General features: G+C 65.8%; 22 protein-coding genes. 18 read left to right on the top strand and 4 right to left on the bottom strand.

Annotation, left to right across the window (positions count from 1 at the left end; all coding sequences use genetic code 11):
• Nucleotides 1-75: 75 nt before the first annotated feature.
• A complete protein-coding gene (locus tag C5O79_RS05100) occupies nt 76-951 on the bottom strand; it encodes an aldo/keto reductase family oxidoreductase (RefSeq protein WP_046546918.1) in 876 nt (291 codons plus the stop codon).
• A gap of 103 nt (nt 952-1,054) precedes the next feature.
• On the opposite strand from C5O79_RS05100, the gene C5O79_RS05095 reads away from it, so the two are divergent.
• Together C5O79_RS05095 and C5O79_RS05090 are read left to right on the top strand one after the other, a co-directional pair.
• Nucleotides 1,055-1,960 (top strand): LysR family transcriptional regulator, encoded by a 906-nt coding sequence (locus C5O79_RS05095; RefSeq protein WP_122477826.1) that lies wholly within the window; start codon nt 1,055-1,057, stop codon nt 1,958-1,960.
• A gap of 178 nt (nt 1,961-2,138) precedes the next feature.
• The gene (locus tag C5O79_RS05090; protein WP_205746221.1) at nt 2,139-2,786 is read left to right on the top strand and encodes a substrate-binding domain-containing protein; all 648 of its coding nucleotides are present in this window, start codon (nt 2,139-2,141) and stop codon (nt 2,784-2,786) included.
• A gap of 161 nt (nt 2,787-2,947) precedes the next feature.
• On the opposite strand, the gene C5O79_RS05085 is transcribed toward C5O79_RS05090, so the two are convergent.
• Nucleotides 2,948-3,517, bottom strand: coding sequence for a lipocalin family protein (locus C5O79_RS05085; protein WP_047853329.1), 570 nt, complete (start codon nt 3,515-3,517; stop codon nt 2,948-2,950).
• Between the two features lie 250 nt (nt 3,518-3,767).
• On the opposite strand from C5O79_RS05085, the gene C5O79_RS05080 reads away from it, so the two are divergent.
• The 13 genes from C5O79_RS05080 to C5O79_RS05020 all read left to right on the top strand — a co-directional run bounded on the left by C5O79_RS05080 (nt 3,768) and on the right by C5O79_RS05020 (nt 15,139).
• The gene (locus tag C5O79_RS05080) at nt 3,768-4,379 is read left to right on the top strand and encodes a sigma-70 family RNA polymerase sigma factor (protein ID WP_034203526.1); all 612 of its coding nucleotides are present in this window, start codon (nt 3,768-3,770) and stop codon (nt 4,377-4,379) included.
• Nucleotides 4,376-5,110 carry an anti-sigma factor gene (locus C5O79_RS05075; RefSeq protein WP_122477828.1) on the top strand — a complete coding sequence of 245 codons (735 nt, stop codon included), beginning with the start codon at nt 4,376-4,378 and terminating at the stop codon, nt 5,108-5,110. The genes C5O79_RS05080 and C5O79_RS05075 overlap by 4 nt, the downstream gene beginning before the upstream one ends.
• Before the next feature lie 157 nt (nt 5,111-5,267).
• A complete protein-coding gene (locus C5O79_RS05070) occupies nt 5,268-6,101 on the top strand; it encodes a DUF1295 domain-containing protein (protein ID WP_122477830.1) in 834 nt (277 codons plus the stop codon).
• Nucleotides 6,098-7,198 (top strand): class I SAM-dependent methyltransferase, encoded by a 1,101-nt coding sequence (locus C5O79_RS05065; RefSeq protein WP_122477832.1) that lies wholly within the window; start codon nt 6,098-6,100, stop codon nt 7,196-7,198. The genes C5O79_RS05070 and C5O79_RS05065 overlap by 4 nt, the downstream gene beginning before the upstream one ends.
• Complete coding sequence (locus tag C5O79_RS05060; RefSeq protein WP_122477834.1) at nt 7,195-7,815, top strand: lipocalin family protein; 621 nt, start codon at nt 7,195-7,197, stop codon at nt 7,813-7,815. Before C5O79_RS05065 ends, C5O79_RS05060 begins: the two co-directional genes overlap by 4 nt.
• Nucleotides 7,816-7,907: 92 nt before the next feature.
• Nucleotides 7,908-9,212, top strand: a complete 1,305-nt coding sequence (locus C5O79_RS05055) for an FAD-dependent oxidoreductase (RefSeq protein WP_122477838.1) — start codon at nt 7,908-7,910, stop codon at nt 9,210-9,212.
• Nucleotides 9,209-10,063, top strand: coding sequence for a DUF1365 domain-containing protein (locus tag C5O79_RS05050; protein ID WP_122477841.1), 855 nt, complete (start codon nt 9,209-9,211; stop codon nt 10,061-10,063). Before C5O79_RS05055 ends, C5O79_RS05050 begins: the two co-directional genes overlap by 4 nt.
• Nucleotides 10,060-11,277: a cyclopropane-fatty-acyl-phospholipid synthase family protein gene (locus tag C5O79_RS05045; protein WP_122477844.1), complete on the top strand. Its 1,218-nt coding sequence runs from the start codon at nt 10,060-10,062 to the stop codon at nt 11,275-11,277. Before C5O79_RS05050 ends, C5O79_RS05045 begins: the two co-directional genes overlap by 4 nt.
• Before the next feature lies 1 nt (nt 11,278).
• Nucleotides 11,279-11,812 carry a chalcone isomerase family protein gene (locus C5O79_RS05040; protein ID WP_046546927.1) on the top strand — a complete coding sequence of 178 codons (534 nt, stop codon included), beginning with the start codon at nt 11,279-11,281 and terminating at the stop codon, nt 11,810-11,812.
• 94 nt (nt 11,813-11,906) lie between these two features.
• Complete coding sequence (locus C5O79_RS05035) at nt 11,907-12,077, top strand: DUF2256 domain-containing protein (protein WP_122477846.1); 171 nt, start codon at nt 11,907-11,909, stop codon at nt 12,075-12,077.
• A gap of 309 nt (nt 12,078-12,386) precedes the next feature.
• Entirely contained in the window at nt 12,387-13,487 is a 1,101-nt protein-coding gene (locus C5O79_RS05030; protein WP_236862417.1) for a hypothetical protein, read from the top strand.
• Nucleotides 13,488-13,586: 99 nt separating this feature from the next.
• Nucleotides 13,587-14,318: a GTP cyclohydrolase I gene (locus C5O79_RS05025; RefSeq protein ID WP_021157777.1), complete on the top strand. Its 732-nt coding sequence runs from the start codon at nt 13,587-13,589 to the stop codon at nt 14,316-14,318.
• A gap of 116 nt (nt 14,319-14,434) precedes the next feature.
• Nucleotides 14,435-15,139 carry a sigma-70 family RNA polymerase sigma factor gene (locus C5O79_RS05020; RefSeq protein WP_122478975.1) on the top strand — a complete coding sequence of 235 codons (705 nt, stop codon included), beginning with the start codon at nt 14,435-14,437 and terminating at the stop codon, nt 15,137-15,139.
• A gap of 125 nt (nt 15,140-15,264) precedes the next feature.
• Here the strand turns inward: C5O79_RS05020 and C5O79_RS05015 are convergent, their stop codons facing one another.
• Nucleotides 15,265-16,794 carry a cryptochrome/photolyase family protein gene (locus C5O79_RS05015; RefSeq protein WP_131931288.1) on the bottom strand — a complete coding sequence of 510 codons (1,530 nt, stop codon included), beginning with the start codon at nt 16,792-16,794 and terminating at the stop codon, nt 15,265-15,267.
• A 280-nt stretch (nt 16,795-17,074) separates the two neighbouring features.
• On the opposite strand from C5O79_RS05015, the gene C5O79_RS05010 reads away from it, so the two are divergent.
• Nucleotides 17,075-18,046, top strand: a complete 972-nt coding sequence (locus tag C5O79_RS05010; protein ID WP_122477855.1) for a MerR family transcriptional regulator — start codon at nt 17,075-17,077, stop codon at nt 18,044-18,046.
• Nucleotides 18,047-18,131: 85 nt separating this feature from the next.
• On the opposite strand, the gene C5O79_RS05005 is transcribed toward C5O79_RS05010, so the two are convergent.
• Entirely contained in the window at nt 18,132-19,091 is a 960-nt protein-coding gene (locus C5O79_RS05005; protein WP_047853319.1) for an alpha/beta hydrolase, read from the bottom strand.
• A 412-nt stretch (nt 19,092-19,503) separates the two neighbouring features.
• Between C5O79_RS05005 and C5O79_RS05000 the strand changes: the two genes are divergently transcribed.
• A complete protein-coding gene (locus C5O79_RS05000) occupies nt 19,504-20,064 on the top strand; it encodes a DUF2878 domain-containing protein (protein ID WP_236862418.1) in 561 nt (186 codons plus the stop codon).
• Nucleotides 20,065-20,138: 74 nt separating this feature from the next.
• Nucleotides 20,139-21,659 (top strand): deoxyribodipyrimidine photo-lyase, encoded by a 1,521-nt coding sequence (locus tag C5O79_RS04995; protein ID WP_122477859.1) that lies wholly within the window; start codon nt 20,139-20,141, stop codon nt 21,657-21,659.
• Nucleotides 21,660-21,779 lie beyond the last annotated feature (120 nt).

Raw genomic sequence — 21,779 nt, 5'->3', positions numbered from 1 at the left:
CTGGACACACGTTCGGACAGCCGGGTGGCAACGGCGCGAACCTTATCGCGTCGGAAAAACCGCAGACACACATCCTCAACCGCCGGCCGCCGCGACCCCATCCAGCTGTCGCACCGCTTCCTCCGGCAACGTTAGCGCACCGGCCGCCAGATTCTCGCGCAGATGCGCGACCGACGACGTGCCCGGAATCAGCAGGATGTTCGGCGCGCGACGCAGCAGCCACGCGAGCGCGGTCTGCATCGGCGTCGCGCCGATCCGCGCGGCGACCGCATCGAGCGTCGACGACTGCAACGGATTGAACCCGCCGAGCGGAAAGTACGGGACGTACGCGATGCCGTCGCGTCCGAGCGCATCGATCAGGTCATCATCGTCGCGGTGCGCGAGGTTGTAATGATTCTGCACGCAGACGATGTCGCAGATCCGCCGGCCTTCGGCGATCTGGGCGGCCGTCACGTTGCTGAGCCCGACCTGCCGCACGAGACCCTGGCGCTGCAGCTCGGCCAGTGCCGTCAACGGCGCCTCGATCGAGCCCTCGGCCGGCCCGTGCACGTCGAACATGATCCGCAGGTTGACGACGTCGAGCACGTCGAGGCCAAGGTTGCGCAGATTGTCGTGCACGGCGGCCGCGAGCGCGTCGGCAGAAAATGCCGGTAGCCACGAACCGTCGTCGCCGCGCTTCGCGCCGATCTTGGTCACGATCAGCAGATTGTCGCGATACGGATGCAGCGCTTCGCGAATCAGCCGGTTCGTCACGTGCGGGCCGTAAAAATCGCTGGTGTCGATGTGATCGACGCCCGCTTCGACGGCTTCGCGCAGCACGGCGAGCGCCGCGTCGCGGTCCTTCGGCGGGCCGAACACGCCCGGGCCGGCCAGTTGCATCGCGCCATAGCCGAGGCGATGAACGCGGCGGCCCGCGACGGAAAACGTACCGGATTGAACGATGGGTGACATGGCGTTGCTCCTGCATCGAATGAAGAATGAACCGCAGGTTACGCCGCGTCGCGTTGCGCGATAACCGGTCATAATACGCACGACCTGTACGAAAAGGCGAACAATGCAAGTCGATCTCGGCGATCTGAATGCGTTCGTCGCGGTGGCCCGCGCAAAGGGCTTCCGCGAGGGCGCACGCGTGGCCGGCGCAAGCGCGTCGGGCCTCAGCGAAGCAGTGCGCAGGTTGGAGGCGAAACTCGGCGTGCGGCTGCTGCATCGCACGACGCGCAGCGTGTCGCCGACCGAAGCCGGGGAGCGGCTGCTCGCCCGGCTCACGCCGGCGCTGAGCGAGGTGGAGGCCGCGCTGGACGTGGTCAACACGTTCCGCGAGAAACCGGTCGGCACGCTCAAGCTCAACGTTCCGATGAGTGCGGCGCGGCTCGTGCTGCCGTCGATCGTCCCGCGCTTTCTCGATGCGTATCCGGAGATCCGGCTGGAGGTCGTGGCCGACGAGAGCTTCGTCGACATCCTCGCGGCCGGTTGCGACGCGGGCATTCGCTACGACGAGCGCCTCGAACAGGACATGATCGCCGTGCCGATCGGCCCGCGCTCGCAACGCTTCGCGACTGCCGCGGCGCCCGCCTATCTCGACCGTCGCGACCGACCGGCCCATCCGCGCGATCTGCTCGGTCACGCGTGCCTGCGCGGCCGCTTCGCGAGCGGCACGATGCCGGCGTGGGAGTACGAGCGCGACGGCGAAGTCGTGCGCGTGGAGCCGTCGGGGCCGCTGGTCGTACAAATCGGCGGCGCCGTCGATCTCGTCGTGGATGCCGCGTGCGCGGGACTCGGCATCGTGCATCTGTACGAAGACTGGCTGCGCCCGCATCTCGCGAGCGGCGCGCTCGAGCCCGTGCTCGAAGGCTGGTGGCGGCCGTTCTCGGGCCCGTATCTGTACTATCCCGGGCGACGCTTCGTGCCGGCGCCGCTGCGCGCGTTCGTCGATTTCATCAAGGCGGATGCTGGGTATTGAACGACCGGCGGCAGGTATCCAGGCAGCAGACTGCGACCATCGCTCGCGGAGACCCGCCGGGTGAGACTCCCGCCGTTGCAGGTAGCCTCCTGCCCACTGATCCGCATCGAGCTATTTCTCGACGGATCTCGAGGAGAACGCGGTACGTGGATTGCTCGGGTAGTCGCCGGCGGCGCTCGTGCTCACGTCGCACTTCCATTCCCCGGGAACCGAGGAACTGATCGAACAGACGCAGGTGCCCGTGCTCGAAACGTGGGACTTCCAGCCGCGGCGCAAACCGCTGCAGATCGGCTTCGTGCACCAGGAAGCCGGACGCATCGCGGCGCGTCATCTGGTCGAACGCGGCTATCGACGCATCGCGTTCGTGCTGAACAGCGCGGCGGGCGACGCAAGCGCGCGCGAGCGTTGCGATGGTTATACCGAGATCATGCGCGAGCATGGGCGCGAGCCGATCGTGTTTGCACCGACCGAAGCGCAGCCGATGCACGCAGGACGCGAGGCGCTGCTCGCGCTGTGTTCCGTCCGCCGCACGGCCGACGCGATCATCGTCGCGAACGACAACCTCGCGTTCGGTGCGCTGATGTCCGCGCCCGGCGCGGGCATTCGCGTGCCGGAGCAATGCGCGATCGTCGGCTTCGGCGACTATCCGATGGCGGAGATGCTGACGCCGGGCCTGACGACCGTGCGGCCACCCGCGAGCGAAATCGGCATCACGGCGGCCGCGCGGATCTTTCAGCTTCTGCAGGAGGATCCGCCGACGCTCGACACGCTTCGCAAAAGTCAGCGACCGATGTCGTGCCAACTGATTATCCGGGCGAGCAGTTAACTGCCGAAGGCAACGAACCGGCTTTCGCGTTCAGCGAACGTAGACCCAAAGGCGTCATCCCGCCTTTCGCCGTCGCCTTCGACCACGGCCGCGCGCATACGCGGCGCTCGGCGTTGCCCCCGGCCCGATGGCGCCGCGCACGCGTGCTGCGTGCGGTCGCCCTAATGCGCAGTGCGCCGCAACATCGTCGTGTCGTAACCGAGCGCCCGCACCCGTTCGACGAGCGCCGCGGCCTGTTCGGCGGAAGGCTTCGCATCGCGCGTCAGGACCCACAGGAACCGCCCCGACGGTTCACCGACGATCGACCATGCGTAGTCGTCGGCGCGATCGAGCACCCAGTAATCGCCGAAGAAGAACGGCCCGAAGAACGACACTTTCAGCTTTGCGCCGCCGCTGTCGGCCACGATCCTTGCGCGGCCGTCGGCGCTTCGCGCGCGGCCGTCCGGCCCGCCTTCGCGGCAGGTATTGCGCACGCCGACGAGACCGTCTTCCCGCTTCGCATAGTCGGCCGTCACGCCGTCGCATCCGCGCTCGAAGCGGTTTTCATACCGCGCGAACTCGTACCATCTGCCGACGTAGCGATCGAGATCGACGGATTTCGCGGGTTGCGGAACGTGTGCATTCCCGCTGGGCCCGCCGGCGAGGCCTGCACATCCCGCCAGCACCAGGGCGGCGCCCGCCACGATCACGCCCGCCGCCCACACCGGTCGGCCCACGATACTTCGCTTCATTGAGTGACTCTCCAGACACGAAACCCGTTCATTGTGCACGCAACCGACGGCAGTCGACCGCATTCGCCGCACGTTGCGGCTGCCTGCATCCGCGCGGACGCGTCGCTCGTATCTGGTTGAAGAGATCACAGCGGGCGTTGCGCTGCACAACGTGCAGCGGGCGCGCCACCGATCGGTCGATCACATGCATCCGAGAGTGCTATATTTCGCTCGATATTCACATCATGGCGGTCCGCGCCATCCCCTTCGCATGAGCGACACGCCAGGCGGTGCCAGCGGCTTCGATCAGTCTGCCCCTTCGCGCGATGCCGATGCGGATGTCGCGCGCCGCGAACATCTGAACCGGGTGATGCTTCAGGCAGCAACAGGCGACCAGGCGGCTTTCGCGGAGTTGTACCGGCTGACCGCGTCGCGGGTGTTCGGGACAATCGTGCGCATGCTTCACGATCACGGGGAAGCCGAGGATCTCCTCCAGGAGGTCTACACGACCGCATGGCGACGCATCGACGCATTCGACCCGGCGCGCGGCGGCGCGATGACGTGGCTGATCACGCTGGCGCGCAACAAGACGATCGACCGCTTGCGGCAGCATCGCGACGCGCAACTCGACGACGAACAGGCGCTGGAGCTTCCCGCCGAAGATCCGACGCCCGCCACGCTGGCGGAGGCCTCGCAGGAGCGCCTGCGCCTCGAGCGATGCCTCGCGCAACTCGATCCGCAGCAGGGCCGCGCGGTGCGCGAGGCCTTCTTCAGCGGCGCGACCTACAGTGAGCTGGCAGCGCGACTGCGTGTGCCGCTCGGAACCATGAAGAGCTGGATCCGGCGCAGCCTGATGCAGCTGAAGGTGTGCCTGGAGCAATGAATACGCCGGCCGATCACAATCCCGAATTGCGCTGCGCGGAATACGCGCTCGGCGTGCTCGACGCAGACGCGCGCCGCGAGCTGGAGCAGGCCGCCGCGCGCGACCCGGCGTTGCAAGCCACGCTCGAGCGCTGGCAGCACCACCTCGCCCCGCTCGCGGACGACGTCACGCCCGTCGACCCGCCCGCGCGAACCTGGACGAGAATCCAGCACCAACTGGGCTTCATCCCGCCGCCGCGCCCGCGCAGCGCTGCGCCATCCGACGGATGGTGGAACAACCTGAAACTGTGGCGCTGGGTCGGCATGGGCGCGAGCGTGGCGGCGCTCGGGCTGCTCACGGTCAACGTGATCCGGGTGGGCGAAGCGCCGCCGCGCCCCGCTGCCGAAGACAGCCACTACATGGCGGCCACGCTGGCACAAGCGGATGGCGTCGCACGGTGGACCGCCACGGTCGACTTGCGGCGTGCCCGGATGGTCGTGGTGCCCGCGAACACGCCGCCGGTCGCCGCGGACCGCTCGACGGAGCTCTGGCTGATTCCGCCGAATGCGAAGCCGATCTCGCTCGGCGTATTCGCGTCGAACGCACCGGCGTCGATGACGCTGCCGCAAGCGATCGTCGCGCGACTCGATGCACGCGCGGTGCTCGCCGTATCGCTCGAACCTCACGGCGGCTCGCCGAGCGGCCAACCCACCGGGCCGGTGCTCGCCACCGGCGCGATGCACACCACTTGACGCGCGCAACGCGCGCTCGACCCGCAAATGTAAAGCGCGGCGGCGTGCCGCCCGCCGCCGTCTCGCTCGACGGGATCACGTCGCATCACGTCGCATCCGTCTGCATCCGGTCGGTCGCCTGCTCCGTATATAGGGATATCGCGCCCTCGGAGCCCGTATGCCCGCCGTCGTCGTTGCCCTCCTCGCCTTCGTCGGACTGATCCTGTCCTTCACGGCGGTATGGATTGCCCAATTGCATTCCCGGAACGCCGGGATGATCGATCCGGTCTGGGCCGCGACGCTCGGCGGCGTAGCCGTGTTCGTCGCCGTGCTGGCGACCGGCCCGGAATTGAATCGTGCGCTCGTCGCCGCCGGCGGCGGCATCTGGGGGCTGCGACTCGCGCGGCACCTGTGGCGGCGCAATCGCGGGCAGCCGGAAGACCCGCGCTATCGACAGTTCCGCCTGCAGTGGGGCGACGCCGCGCCGCGCAACATGTTCTGGCTGTTCCAGTTGCAGGCGCTGATCTCGATGCTGCTGTCGATCGCGTTCTTCATCCCCGCATACAGCGCGGCAACCCCGTCCCGGTTCGCGATTGCCGCGGCAGTGGCGATCTGGATCGCCGCCGTCGCCGGAGAGACTGCCTCCGACCGGCAACTCAAGCGGTTTCTCGCGGATCCCGACCACGGCGGCCAGGTCTGTCGCGCCGGCTGGTGGCGCTATTCGCGGCACCCCAACTATTTTTTCGAGTGCGTGCACTGGCTCGCCTACACGGCGCTGGCGATCGGCATGCCGTGGGGCTGGTTGACGCTGTTCCCGCCACTCCTGATGGCATGGCTGCTGCTCAAGGTATCCGGCTTGCCGCTGCTCGAAGCGCGTCTGGTGCAAAGCCGGCCGGGCTACCGCGAGTACATGCGCACGACCAGCGCCATCGTTCCGTGGCCTCCGAGGCCGGCGCCCGGCCCTTCCCTCACTCGATCCGATCACCTTGAAGACCGGAGCACGCGATCATGACCGCTACCACCTCGCAACCGTCGCCGGCCTCGGCGGCGGCACCCAACGACGCCTGGCTGATTCGCTGCTGCGAGCGCGGCTGGCTGCCGGACCGGCTCATCCGGGCCGGCATGCGCTCGCTCATGCGGCAACGCCTGCGCGACGAACACGCGTATGACGGCGAACGGCGCGCGGCGGCCTACGACACGCTGGTGCGTGAACTGGGCGCGAGCCCGATCGCAATCGAGACGCTCGCCGCGAACACGCAGCATTACGAAGTGCCCGGCAGCTTCTTCGAGGCCCATCTCGGCCCGCGGCTCAAATATTCGTGCGGCTATTACCCGCGTGGCGACGAAACGCTGTCGCATGCAGAGGAGGCCATGCTGGCGTTGTACGCGCAGCGCGCCAGGCTGGAGGACGGCCAGCGCATTCTCGACCTCGGCTGCGGCTGGGGTTCGCTGTCGCTCTGGCTCGCCGAACGGTATCCGGCCGCGCAGATCGTCGGCCTGTCGAATTCGCACGGTCAACGCCACTTCATCGAGCGGTGCGCGGCGCAGCGCGGGCTGACGAATCTGCGAATCGTGACCGGCAACGTGGTGGAGTTCGACTTCGATCCGGCGGATGCCGGTTTCGACCGTGTGCTCTCGATCGAGATGTTCGAGCACATGAAGAACTACGGGCAACTGCTCGCCAAAATCGCGCGCTGGATGCACGACGACGGCAAGCTCTTCGTGCACATCTTCGCGCACAAGCTGCTCGCCTATCACTTCGCGGTGCACGACGACACCGACTGGATGTCGCGCTATTTCTTCACGGGCGGGACGATGCCGTCGGCCAACCTGCTGCTGCGGTTCCAGGACGACGTGCGCATCGCCCGCCAATGGTGGCTCGACGGGACTCACTACGCCCGCACGGCCAATCAGTGGCTCGCGTCGCTCGATGCGGCGCGCCCCCGGGTCATGCCGATTTTCGAGACGGTCTACGGCGCCGACGCCCGCATCTGGTTCCAGCGCTGGCGGATGTTCTACATGGCGGTCGCCGAGCTGTTCGGCTACGCCGACGGGCAGGAATGGGGCGTCGCCCACTATCTGTTCGACAAGCGCCGGGTGCTCGCATGACGGCCGCGATCGCGTGCCGGGTTCTCCGCCGTGCCGCAGTCACGGTCGTGACGGCGTTCGCGATCGGCGCCGCCGGGTGCTCGGGCAGCCCGCCGAACCCGAATCCGCGCGCCGCCGTTCCGCTGTCGACCGTCCCCGTCGACTTGCCGCGCTACATGGGCCGCTGGTACGTGATCGCGAACATCCCGTATTTCGCGGAATGCCACTTCGTCGGCAGCCGGGCCGAGTGGCGCCTGCGCGACGACGGCCGGATCGACGACGCATTCGTCGGCCGCAAAGGCGGCTTCGACCAGCCCGAGAAGCACTATCGGTTCGTCGACGCGGTCAAGCCCGGCAGCGGCGGCGGCGAATGGCGCGTGCGGCTGTTCTGGCCGGTGTATGTCACGCAACTGACGCTCTACGTCGACCCCGACTACCGGTACACGATCCTCGGCTACCCGGGCAAGACGCTCGGCTGGATCTTCTCGCGCGAGCCGACGATGGACGAGGCCACCTATCGCTCGCTGCTCGCCCGGCTCGATGCGATGGGTTACGACACGTCGCGCTTCAGGCGGGTGCCGCAAACACCCGACCAGATCGGCAAGCCGGGCTTCGCGTCGCCCGGCGATCGCGAATGACCACCGCACCTGCATCCGCCGCGTGCGGTGCGACGTATATGAGCACATGTGATTCCCGAACCTGCACTTGTGACTGACGGAGACCATTCGCGATGCACCCGGAACTTTCAATGTCGCTGCCCGGCCGGCGGATTGCCGTCGTCGGCGCCGGCATCGCGGGCCTGGCCAGCGCGTACTTGCTGGCCCGCCGTCACCGTGTGACGCTGTTCGAGGCCGCCGACTACCTCGGCGGTCACACGCACACGGTCGACGTCGAACTCGACGGCGCACGCCACCCCGTCGACACGGGATTCCTCGTGTTCAACGACCGGACCTATCCGAACCTGATCGCGCTGTTCGACGAACTGGGCGTGGCCGCCCATTCGACCGACATGTCGTTTTCGGTTTCGGTCGACGGCGGCCGGCTCGAATGGGCCGGCAGCAACCTGAACACGGTGTTCGCGCAACGCCGCAACCTGTTCTCGCCGACCTTTCTCGGGATGTTGCGCGACATCCTGCGCTTCAACGCGTCCGCGCACGATCACCTCGAATCGGCGAGCCGGCAGCGTCTTTCGGTCGGGGAACTGCTCACGGCCGGCGGTTACGGCGCATCATTCCAGCATCACTACCTGCTGCCGATGGCGGCCGCGATCTGGTCGAGCGCGGCCAACGACATCCTGCGGTTTCCGGCGGCGACGTTCCTGCGCTTCTGCCTGAATCACGCGTTACTGCAGGTCAACAACCGGCCGACCTGGCGCACCGTCGCGGGCGGCGCGCGGCAGTATGTCGAGCGCATCGCCGCGACGCTCGACGACGTGCGCGTGAATACGCCGGTCCGCGCGATACGGCGCGACGACGCGGGCGTGACGGTGGCGACCGATACAGCCGGTCACGAGCGTTTCGACGCGGTCGTGCTCGCGTGCCATGCGCCGACCAGCCTGCGGCTGCTCGCGGATGCCAGCAAGGCCGAGCGCGACGTGCTCGGCGCCGTGCGCTACCAGCACAACGTCGCGGTGCTTCATACCGATACCGCGTTGCTGCCGCGCCGGCGGCGCGTGTGGTCGGCGTGGAACTACCTGGGCGGCCGGCCGAGGCGCACGGGCGGCGAATCGCCGGTGTGCGTGAGCTACCTGCTCAACCAGTTGCAGCCGCTGCCGTTCCGCTCGCCGGTCGTCGTCACGTTGAATCCGGTCGACGAGCCCGCGCCCGACACCCAGCTCGGCCGCTACGATTACGAGCACCCGCTGCTCGATCTCGCGGCCGTGGATGCGCAGCATCGCCTGCCGATGCTGCAAGGGCGGCGCAATACGTGGTTTGCGGGAGCATGGACGGGCTACGGGTTCCATGAGGACGGACTGAAATCGGCGTTGCGCGTCGCCCGCAGCTTCGGCATCGCGCCGGCCTGGGCTCGCCCATGAACGCGCCCTTCGCCCGCGACGGCATGGCCGCCCGGCTTCTCGTCGGCACCGTGATGCACGAACGGCTGCGGCCGGTGCGCCATGCGTTCGCGTACCCGATATTCCAGGTCTGCTGCGACGTCGAGCGGCTGGCCGAGATCGACGCCGGCTGGTTCGGCATCGATCGCTGGGCCCCGCTCGCGCTCGCCTCCCGCGACTACGGCCCGCGCGACGGCCGCGCGCTCGGCCCGTGGATGCGCGATGTCCTCGCGCACGCCGGCATTCCCGCCGACGGCCCGATCTGGTTGCAGACGATCCCGCGCGTCTTCGGCTACGCATTCAATCCGGTGAGCTTCTGGTACTGCTACGACCGCGCGGGCCGGCTGCGCGCGCTGTACGCCGACGTGCGCAATACGTTCGGTGCGCACCACGGCTACCTGCTGAGTGCGATGCGCCACGCGCCGATCGACGCCGACACCGTGCTCGTCTGCCGCAAGACGTTTCATGTCTCGCCGTTTTGCGACATCGTCGGGGATTACGCGTTTCGCGTGCGTCAGTGCGGCGACCACCTGAGCGTGGCGATCGACTATCGCGACGACGACGGTCTGCTGCTGCGCACGGCAATCGCCATGCGGTCCACGCCGCTGACGGCGGCACGCGCATGGCGCGCGCTGGCCCGGCAGCCGCTGAACGCGATCAACGTCGTCATTCGCATTCATTGGCAAGCGCTGCGGCTGTGGCTCGCACGCGTGCCGTTCTACGGCAAGACGCCCCCCGGCCGTTCTACCGCTGCCGATTCGCCATTGTCCCGTTCGCCGGGCGCGTCGCCACGCGGCCGCTCGGCGATGTCCGATCACGAGGCTCGTCCATGACCTTGCTGCGCCTGCTGTCTCCCGCATCGCAACCGGCGATGCCGCTCTCGGCCCGGTTGTTCATCGCGCTGCTCCGGCAAATCCACGACGGGCACCTGACGCTCGTGACGCCCGAAGGCGCGCAACACGTGTTCGGCGATCCGCACCGCCAGCCGGCCGCGACGCTGCAGGTCCGCGACTGGCGGGCATGCCGTGCGATCCTGCGCGCGGGCGACATCGGATTCGCGGAAGCGTATCGCGCCGGCTGGATCGACACGCCCGAACTCGTCGCGCTGCTGCGCCTCGCGATCCGCAACCAGCCGGTGATCGCGACGACGGTGACCGGCGGCCGCCTGGCACGCCTCTGGTACGCGCTGCGGCACCGGCTGAGGATGAATACGCGGGCCGGCAGCCGCCGCAACATCCACGCGCACTACGATCTCGGCAACGACTTTTACGGGTTGTGGCTCGACGATACGTGGACGTATTCGAGCGCCTGCTTCGACGGCGACGCGCAGCGTTCGCTCGCCGACGCGCAAACGGCGAAATATCAGCGCATCGTCGATTCGCTCGGCCTGCGCGCCGGCATGCGCGTGCTCGAGATCGGCTGCGGCTGGGGCGGGTTCGCCGTGCATGCCGCGCGGCAGGGCATCCGCGTGCATGGCGTCACCATCTCGCAGGCGCAATACGCGCTGGCCACCGAGCGCGTTGCGCGCGACGGGCTGTCCGATCGCGTCACGCTCGAATTGCGCGACTATCGCGACGTCGACGGCCAATACGACGCGATCGTGTCGATCGAGATGTTCGAGGCCGTGGGCGAAACGTTCTGGCCGGTGTACTTCGACACGCTCAGGCAGCGCCTGAAGCCCGGTGCTCGCGCGCTGATTCAATCGATCACGATCATCGAGTCGCTATTCGACGCGTACCGCACGTCAAGCGACTTCATTCGCGAGTTCATCTTTCCCGGCGGGATGCTGCCGAGCCCGGAGCGTTTCATCGATGCCGCGCGGCGGGCCGGCCTGGCCGCCGAACCGGTGCTCGCGTTCGGCGACGACTACGCGCGCACGCTGCGCACTTGGCGGGCCGCGTTCGAGGCGCGCATCGACTCGGTGCGCGCGCAACGGTTCGACGAGACGTTCATTCGCACCTGGCGGCTCTATCTCGCCTATTGCGAAGCGGGATTTGCCGAGCGGCGGACCGACGTGATGCATTTCATCGTGTCGTCGGGCGGCTGACATGCGGCGCCGGCTTGCGATGCTCGCCGCAGTCGCGGCCGCGGCGCTGGCTGCCCCCTTGTTCGCCGGCGCGAGCTGTGTCGACGACATCGCATCGGCGCGACTGATCGGATCCGGCCGGTTCTGCATACTGGGCATCTGCCTGTACGACGCCCAGCTGTGGGCGCCCCGGCCCCCCGGCGCGTTCGACACGCCGTTTGCGTTGTCGCTGGCCTACCGTCACGACGTGAAAGGCGAGCGGCTCGTCTCGACGGGCATGGACGAAATCGAGAGACTCGCACCCGCGCCGTTGCCGGCGACGACGCTCGATGCTTGGCGCCGCGATATCGAACGGGCTTTCACCGACGTATCGCGCGGCGACGTGCTGTGCGGCGTGTATGTGCCCGAGCGCGGCGCACGCTTCTACACCAACGGCCGCCTCACGGCCGACGTGACCGACCCGGCATTCGCGCGCGCATTCTTCTCGATCTGGCTCGACCCGCGCACGCGGGCAAAGTCGTTGCGCCGTCAGTTGCTGGGCGACGATGCGCGCTGATTCGACGGTGAGCGGCGATGGTCCGATATATCGACGCCGGCAGCGCTGCTCGACCGGACAGTTCGCCAGAATTCTTCTCGACGCGTGATTCGCCATGGTCAACAAGATGCACTTGCCTGAGAAGACATGCGAGACCTGCGGCTTGCCTTTCAGCTGGAGAAAGAAATGGAAAGCCGCGTGGGACGAAGTCCGATATTGCTCGGAGCGTTGCCGTCGGAATCGGCGGCCGCGTTCCCGCATGAAGACAAACGCTGCACGTCGGTGACTTCGCGTTGATGAGCCGGTCGCGAGCAGCGCGCGTGCCCGGATAGCGCTTCGATCCGAGACGGAGTGCTCGCGCCTGTTTCGGGCAATCGTGATCGATCGGCACCGGTGTGCGCAGGCGTGCTCATCGGAGCGGCCCCCTCCTTCCCGGCGTCTGGGTTGCAGCATGCGCGGCTGCCTTCAGGCGGTTCACTCCTCCTCGTTTCAGCTGCACGACGCTTGCGTGAACGCCCGGTCATGTGCGTTCGCGCGAACGGTCGCGAACCGAAGCCAGCCGCATCGACACGCAAATGTGCGACACGATCGCTTCATGTATCGAAATCACAAACCTTTCACCGTACTTTCCAGCCAATCTTGGCGCAGTTTGGCTGCCATTCCATTGACCTCAAACATCGTTTCATATGCGTTACAAACGCGCAATTTCGTTGTATACACGAGCACTCACGTGCTTATGCTGCAATTTTCCGACGCTCACCCGATATTTGACGCAAAAACTCAAGGCACAATTTATTTCATGAATCACTTTTCCGCTTCACTTTCCGGAGAATTTGCATACAATCCAGCTGTGACGCATGAATCGACCGAGGGAGGCCCCGTGCCAACACGCAATCACGACATCAAGCCGCACCGGTTTCCGGCGTGTCCGGCTTCATTGATGACGCGCGTGTCCGTCGCCCCGGCACGCAGCCCGTCACACCACGCCGGTACGGCGCTCGACCGGCCGATTGCATCGCGCTTGCGGGTCGCCGCGCAGCAGCGCGGCCAACGCTGCCGGCGCCGCTCGCCACAGGTGCCCGACCGGTGTGCAAGCGCCAGCCTGCACGGCGCACTGCCCGAACGGCGATCGAACACCGTCGCGGCTCGCGTGTGTCCCACGCTACTCGTCACGGGCTGGCTGACTGTATCCGACGAAACGATCGAGCAAGCCGGCCTGCACGTCAGCGAGCGCGTCGAGTCGGTGCCGCGGGCGCTACGACAGCCGGACCCGGCTGTCGACGCCCTGGTCGCCGAGGTCTCGTCGTTGCATATGGCTCTGGCGATTCAATTCGTGTCGCTGGCACAGGCGCGCCGTGTCCGCGCGGCCGCGATCATCTATGAGTACGGCAGCGTGCAGGCCCTCGCGTTGATCCGCCTTGCAGGGTTCCATCTGTTTCATTCGGTCGGCGGCCGCGTCGACCGGGCGTTCGTCCTGGCCAGGTTGCAACAGTCCGCCGCCGTCATGCTCGCGGCGAAGCCGACGGCGAACGACCCGATGTTGCGGTTCCGCCGGAACGTCGGCGGCTGGGCCCCGGCAACGCCAATGGGTCCGTCGTGCGCGATCAGGACCGGATCTCCGGTGACGCTGCCGGGCCGCCATGCACGCCCGCGCACGCCGGGCGAGCGCCACACGATCGGCGAGTCATCGAAATAGCGGCGGCGTTCGCCCGATTTTTACCCAAGGAACACAGGCAAATCATTGCCTCAGTCGCGATCCATCGCATGACCCCCTAACCTCGAGAAACGAACCGAAATGGGCAATCTGATCGACGCTCCCGAGCACACCTTGACTGCGATCGACGAGGGCATTCCTCTGTCGCACATCATCCGTCGTCGGCTCGAGAACGCGGGCGTGCGCTTCCATGCAAACGACAACATCGCCGCGCACCTGCGCGACGGCGAACTGGAGGCGTTGCAGAACGAAGTTGCGCAGGGAATGGAAGCGGTGCTGCGCTCGCTCGTGATCGACGTCGACAACGACCACAACACCCGGGAAACCTCGCGGCGCGTCGCGAAGATGTTCATCCGCGAGGTGTTCGCGGGCCGCTACGACGCGGCGCCGTCGGTCACCGAATTTCCGAACGTCGAGCGGCTGGACGAGCTGCTGATCGTCGGGCCGCTGCGCGTGCGCAGCGCCTGCTCGCATCATCTCTGCCCGATCATGGGCCGCATCTGGATCGGCGTGCTGCCGAGCGCCGCGTCGAATCTGATCGGCCTGTCGAAGTACGGAAGGCTCGTGAACTGGGTCATGACGCGCCCGCAGATCCAGGAAGAAGCGGTCAAGCAGATCGCCGATCTCCTCGAATCGCGCATCTCGCCCGACGGGCTTGCCGTCGTACTCGAGGCCGAGCACTTCTGCATGCATTGGCGCGGCACCAAGGACGACCAGGCAAGAATGACCAACAGCGTGATGCGCGGGAAATTTCTCGCGGACGCATCGCTTCGCCGAGAGTTTCTCGCCTTGTTGTCCGGAAAGAATGCGTAATGCGCGCGACAGGCATTCGCGACGAATGCGACGGCACCGTGCCCGGCCTTGAGCCGCGCCCGCTCGTCACCGCGGGCGCGCAACAGCAGGAAGCGCAAAGCCATACGGAGTTCCCGATGAACTGCTCGCACGATTCGCTCCGCCCGTCGTCCGGCCAGGGTCGATCGACGAAGCCGCATTCAGGCAGGCAGCAACGCCGGGACGCGTCCCGCGCGAGGTCGCGCCCGGGCGGCAGAACCGAATTCACCGCCGATGCGGTCATTCAGCCCGACGAAGCACCCGGCGCGCATGCGGAACTCGACCAATTGCTGTCTCGCGTCGCCGCCGGCGACGAGCACGCGTTCGCGCAGCTGTATCGATTGACGGCGGCGCGGCTGTACGGCGTGATCGTCCGGATGATCCGCGACCGCCACGAAGCGGAAGACCTGCTTCAGGACGTGTTCACGACGGCATGGCGTCGCGCCGACTCATTCGACGCCGGACGCGGCACGGCGATGACATGGCTGATGACGCTCGCACGCAATCGGACCATCGACCGGATCAGGCAACACCGCGAGGTTCCGCTCGACGACGAACTGGCGCTGTCGATCCCCGACGAAAACCCGACACCCGACCTCGGCGCTCAGGCGAGCCAGGAGCGCCTGCGTCTGGAGCGCGGGCTCGCGCATCTGGGCGAACGGCAGGCGTATGTGCTGCGGGAAGCGTTTCATGGCGGCGCGTCGTATGCGGAGCTGGCCGAACGCATGCAGGTGCCGCTCGGCACGATGAAGAGCTGGATTCGCCGCAGCCTGATGCGACTCAGGATGTATCTCGAGCAATGAGCATGCGAATCGCTTCGCGGTTCGAGCAGAGATCATTGGCGATCCGAAGCGAAGAGTGCATCCACACCGCACATGCATGCTTCACACGCTCCGTTTTCGACGGCGGCGGCAGATGACGGAACGGCCTACAGCGATTCGATATTCCGCACCACAGTGTCCGCCTGCATGCGAATCGCTTCGAGCGCCTCGTCATCAAAGCGCGCGAGCTGCCGATAGACCATTCCAATCCGATTGTTGTGCTGCAGCGCGCCGCGGTGCCGGTCGAAAAAGTCCCAGTACAGCGCGTTGAACGGGCATGCGCGCGCGCCGGTTCGCGCATTGCGGTCGTACGCGCAGCCCTTGCAGTAATTGCTCATCCGATGGATGTACGCGGCGCTGGAAACGTAGGGCTTGGTCGCCATTGCCCCGCCGTCGGCGTATTGACTCATGCCGAGCGTGTTCGGCATCTCGACCCATTCGAACGCATCGATATAGACACCGAGGTACCACTCATGCACCTCGTGCGGATCCAGCCCGGCCAGCAGCGCAAAGTTGCCGATCACCATCAGCCGCAGGATGTGATGCGCATGCGCGTCTTCGAGCGACTGCCGCAGCGCATGCGACATGCAGGCCATTCGCGTGCGGCCATCCCAGAACCAATGCGGCAACGGGCGGCGATGACCGAACGCATTGCTGTTTTCATAGCCCGGCATGCGTGCCCAGTACACGCCTCGCACGAACTCGCGCCAGCCCAGTATCTGCCGGATGAATCCTTCGACCGCAGCAAGCGGCGCCGCGCCGCTGTGATACGCGTGCTCGGCCCGCGCGACGACCTCGCGCGGATTCAACATTTTCACATTGAGCGCGAACGACAGCATCGAGTGGAACAGGCGCCGCGCGCTCCCGTGCATCGCGTCCTGGAACTGCCCGAAAAACGGTAGTGCGTCCCGGATGAAGGCGTCGAGGCAAGCGAGCGCTTCGGCTCGATCGACGGGCCAGCGGAAGTCGCCGGCCGACGGCTCCCCGAAGCTGCGCACGCCCGCCGCAACGATCTGTTGCCACAGCACGCGATGATCGTGATGCGGACGCCAGTCGGCCGGTTCCGCGGGCGAGCCGGGCCACGCCTGGCGGTTTTCGGCATCGTAGTTCCACTGCCCGCCTGCCGGTCGCCCTTCCCCGTCGAGCAATACGCGATGCCGCACGCGCATGCTCCGGTAGAAGCGATCCATGATCCATGATCGGCCGGTTCCGAGCACATGTCCGACCTCGTCTCGCGTCGTATGGAAATGACCGGTATCGACCGCGCGAACCGGCACGCTCGCCGATGCCGCATAGGCGTTCAGTTGCTGGTCGACACGCCATTCGTCCGGCAGCAGATACTCGATGCACGCTGCGCCGTGAAGCTCGGCGACGGTGTCCAGGTTGGCGGGAATGGCCTGACGATTGAGCGGATCATCGATCTCGATGTAGTGCACGCGATGGCCCGCATCGCGCAACAGCGTCGCGAAGCGACGCATCGCCGCAAAGATCGCAATCAGCTTCTGCGCGTGATGGAGCGTGTAGTCGGTTTCCTGCCGAACTTCCATCAGCACGTAGATCGTTTCGGCCCGGACATCGGAAAACCAATGATGATTCGGGTCCAGCTGATCGCCGAGGACAAGCCTTAAAGTCTTCATGGGACGCTTCGCGATTGATGATCGCCGCCTGGGTTGTCGAGACACCTGCGCGTGCGCGTCGAATGAAACACCTTGACCCACCGTATGCCCGGCACCGCGCGCGTCCCGACCGACCTCGCGACACCGAGCGGTACCGCTTCGAAGCATTCTAGCCGGCTCGCGCTTCGCGAACCACCTTTTCGGACGAAAATCGGCTTGTTGAATCACTTTCCTGCTTCGTATTTCACGCAAACTGCGTACAATCCTGAGACAACAGTACGTCGACTTCAGGAGAGCAACGATGCCCCCTCGCAAGGATCGCGATACGCCCCATCGCTATCGCAGCGGCGAGGCCGCGCGCCTGGCGCGCATGCCGGCAGCCACGCTGAGAATCTGGGAAAGGCGCTATGGCGTGGTTGCGCCGCCCAAAACGCCGTCCGGACAACGGCTGTACTCGGACGACGACGTCCAGCGAATTCGATTGCTGAAAACGCTCGTCAATCAGGGCCACGCGATCGGCTCGATCGCCAGCCTGAGCCGCGAGGAACTCGAGGCGTTGTCGTTGACGAATACGCGTGACCCGGCGTTTCACGAGGCAAGTGTGAGCCTCGCGGTCGTCGGCGCGCTTTCGATTCCGGAATCCGCGATAGAGCGAATGGGAATCCGGATCGCCGCGCGAATCGACTCGCTCGACGACACGAGCGCGCATGCGGGTACGTCAGTCGATGCCCTCATCGCGACGACCACGTCGCTCCATGAGGATGTCGTTTCGCAGCTCGCTGCCGTGGCGCAACAGCTCAACGCGCACGCCGTGGCCGTCGTATACGGGTTCGGCACGGCAGAGGCGGTCGAGCTGGCGCGTCTGTCGGGGTTCGAGCTGTTCCGGTCGACGGAAGGCCAGACCAACCCGATATCGATCGTTTCGAAACTGGCGCAAGCCGTCGTCAAGTCGCGCCAATCGAATGACGCGGATCGCGGGCTTTGGCTACGCACGCGGCGACGCTTCGACGAGGCGACGCTCGCGTCGCTCAGCGGCCTGTCCACCACCGTCAAATGCGAGTGCCCGCGTCATCTCTCCGAATTGATCATGCAGCTCGGTGCGTTCGAGCGATACAGCGACGAATGCGTGTCGCGATCGCCGGCCGATGCGCTGCTGCACCGCCACCTTGGAGACGCAGCGAACCGGGCAGCCGAATTGCTCGAGACGGCGCTTGCCGTCATTCTTCGCGAAGAGGGATTGGGCGGGTCGACGCCGGAACTGAAGGCGCTGTAGCGCGGCACACGCCGCCGGCTGTTCCGACCTGCCCACGACGGCAGGTGGCGATGCTCTTTCGCGCGCAATGCAGGGCTTGCGTCGATCACTGAGCCGAAACGGAAGAACGAGCCACTGCGGCAGGCGATGTCGGCGGCCTGCCCGTGGTTCCAGCATTCGACGCATTCGCGACGCGATTCACGAACGCGGAGAGATCGTCGAGCACTGACGCCATCCCTCTCAACGGCGCGCCCAGAACACCGACGATCGACGCATGGCTCACGTTCCCGTAACGCATGACCACGACGGTGTCGCCCATCTGTTGCAATGCTCGCGCGAAGCGGGTCGTGTTGCCGGGCTCGACCACGGTGTCGTTCTCCGCGGTGGCCAGCCACATCGGCGGCTCCGTACCCTGAATGAACCGGATTGGCTGGCTCGCGGCACGCACTTCCTGCGGGAATATCCTTTCAAGCGTGGTATCGCGCAGCGGCAGGAAATCATAAGCCCCGGCCAGGCCAATCACGCCGGCGATATCGCTCTTCCGCATCGCCTGTGCCGCCAGATAGCGGCCGTCGGTCGCAAGCAATGCGGCAATCTGCGCACCCGCGGAATGCCCCATCAGAAACAGGCGACGTGGATCGCCGCCGAACGCAACCGCGTGCTCGCGTGCCCACGCGACCGCCTGCGCCGCATCGTCGACGAAACCGGGAAAGGTGGTCGCCGGATACGTCCTGTAGTCGGGTAAGACGGCAACAAAACCCCTCGACGCGAGCGCCTCTCCCACGAACAGATAGTCCTTGCGCTCGCCGGACTGCCAGCTTCCACCGTAAAGGAACACGACCACAGGGGCGCCCGCACTCGCATCGGCCGGCCAGTGATGCAAGACGCGCGTGGGCAAGTAGACGTCGAGCACCTGGCGTTCGCCGGATCCGTACGGGATACCTGCGAAAAGACTGAACGTGTAGCTCGGCGTCAGCGCATTCAGGAGCCGCACCGGGCTGCACGCGGAGAGGAGACCGGCCGCGAGCAGCACCGACAGGACGACGAGTCCGGCTTTCATGTTCATGGAGATCCCCATACCTGACGATTCCGGCCGCATCCGCCGCCTGGTATGTGGTTTACGGCGCTTGCGCGCAAGCGGATGCATGCATCGCATGGCAGCCGCTCCCCCTTAACGGCATCCAGGTCTTCCGTACGCAAGTGCATCCGTCCGCAACGGAGAGTCGTATGTGGAATGGATATGTGAACAACGCGGAATGCCGACCATCGCTCGCTGCCAAGCAAACGTCCGGTGGCGAGTCCGCTAGTCGACGATAGTGAGAGCCGTTTGCCATGAACGTTCTACCTGCCACTTACCCCGAGATGCAACGTCGACATGGCGGCGCGGCGAGCATGCCGTTACCGATCCCGCGCGAACGATCATGAGAAGCGCGCCGAATCAACTGACGTCGAGCACGCGAAAGTCCGGTACCGCTCGCGTGTACGTCTATCTCGCGACGACCCAGACAGGATGGTTGGTATGCGTGATGACTGCCGCATCGCATCACGCGGCGTGGGGCGTCACCTACGCGCTGATCGCGACAGCCGGCCATCTTCTCTTCGCGCGTCGGCCAGCATCCGAGGCGCGGATTGTCATCACGGTCACGGTGTCCGGATGGTTGTGGGACAGCGCCGTTGCACATTCTGGCCTGCTCGTGTACCCGAACGGCGTTCTTCTCAAAGGTACAGCGCCGTACTGGCTCGCGGGGCTGTGGGCGCTGTTCGCGATTCAACTCAATACCTTGCTGCTCTGGCTTCGGGCGCGACCACTCGTCTCGGCGCTCGTCGGCGCATTCGCAGGCCCGGCGTCCTTTCGCGCAGGTGCGGCGCTGGGAGCCGTTCATTTCAAAGACCCGGCTGCAGCGCTCGTCGTTCTCGCAACCGGCTGGGCGTTCATCTTGCCGGTCGCGCTTGCGATTGCAAGCCATTGGGATGGCGTAACGCCCCCTTCTCCTCCGCCAATCGGCGCAGGCGACATGAATGACGCCCGCGCCGGATAGAGCCGGACGCGTCGCAAGCCAGCGTTATCTCCGATCCCGTTCAAATTGCCAACGTACCTTCTCGGGCACCACACATGACACGCACCGAATTGCCGTATGAATCCCGCCCCGTTATCGTATGGTTTCGGGATGACCAACGACTCAGCGACAATCCCGCACTCTCTCATGCGGTCAGTACCGGCCATCCTGTAGTTTGCGTCTACGTATACGACCCTGCCCCGAAGCTCGGGCGCGCCATGGGGGGCGCGCAAAAGTGGTGGCTGCACGAGTCCTTGAAAAAACTCGACGGCTCGCTTTCCGCTCTCGGCGGCTCGCTGCTCGTGCTTCGCGGTAACGAACACGAAGCCATCAGAAGCCTCGCCGTCGAGACCCAGGCGGCAATGGTTTTCTGGAATCGCCGCTACTCGAAAGCGCAAACGGAAATGGATGCATCGATCAAGAAAGACCTGATCGGGCGCGGAATCGACGTGTCGACATTCAATGGCCATCTTTTGCGCGAACCCTGGACAGTGGCCACGCGCGAAGGCTTGCCGTTCCAGGTATTCAGCGCGTACTGGAGAGCCGCTCGCCGCGATAATTTTTTTCCGCCGTGCCCACTGTCGGCGCCCGCTCGGATCACGTTCTTTCCCGTCTCCAGAAACGTCAGCGCACACGTCAGTACGCTTCCCGAACTTGCGCTGCAGCCCTCGACGCCGGACTGGGCGGAGGGCCTGCGTGCAACCTGGCGATGCGGCGAGGAGGCGGCCGGGCATCAACTCGAGGCCTTCATTGAACACTCGTTTTCCGACTATGCCGGCGCTCGAGATTTTCCGGCCACTCGAGCGACGAGCCGGCTCTCTCCGTATCTTCGCTTCGGAAATATCTCGGCCCGGCAGGTGTGGTACGCGACGTTATCAGCGGTAGACGCGATGCGAAGCAGGCGAGTTGTTCGCATTGACGATGCCAAAAATGAGTCGTTGAACAAGTTCTTCAGTGAACTCGGATGGAGAGAATTCTCGTATTACCTTCTCTATCACTGCAAACCCCTTCATCGGTTCAATTTTCGGCGTCAGTTTGACGCCATGCCGTGGCGTACCGACGCAAAGGCGCTTCGCGCGTGGCAAAGGGGGAAAACAGGATACCCGCTGGTCGACGCCGGCATGCGCGAGCTTTGGCACACAGGCTGGATGCACAACCGCGTGCGCATGGTGACAGCGTCATTTCTCACCAAGCATTTGCTGATCGACTGGCGCGAGGGCGAAGCATGGTTCTGGAATACGCTGGTTGATGCGGACGAGGCAAGCAATCCCGCCGGGTGGCAATGGGTGTCAGGAAGCGGCGCCGACGCAGCCCCGTATTTTCGAATCTTCAATCCTGTTTTGCAGGGGGATAAGTTCGACTCGAGCGGCGAATACACGCGGCGGTGGGTGCCCGAACTGTCTGCACTCCCCGCCAAAACACTCCACAGCCCATGGACCGCTTCCGCTGAAGCGCTGCAGGAAGCATCCATCGCGCTCGGCGCAAGTTATCCCTTTCCGATCGTGGATCACCAGGATGCACGCGCGCGCGCCCTCAGTTCGGTAGAGATCCTGAATATACATAGCCAAATGAAGTGACCTTCGATCGCTAGTCGGGATCGAATCACGAATTGCCGATTGGAACGTTCGGGCTCGACCGTGCGACGGGTGCGCCCCGACGACACACCGGGGACGACGTGATGTGCAAGCGCACGGCCT

The sequence above is a fragment of the Burkholderia sp. SRS-25 genome (genome assembly GCF_004343765.1).
Classification (GTDB): domain Bacteria; phylum Pseudomonadota; class Gammaproteobacteria; order Burkholderiales; family Burkholderiaceae; genus Burkholderia; species Burkholderia contaminans.
The sequence above is the reverse complement of the archived record's forward strand: the minus strand, read 5'-3'. Positions and strand labels throughout refer to the sequence as shown.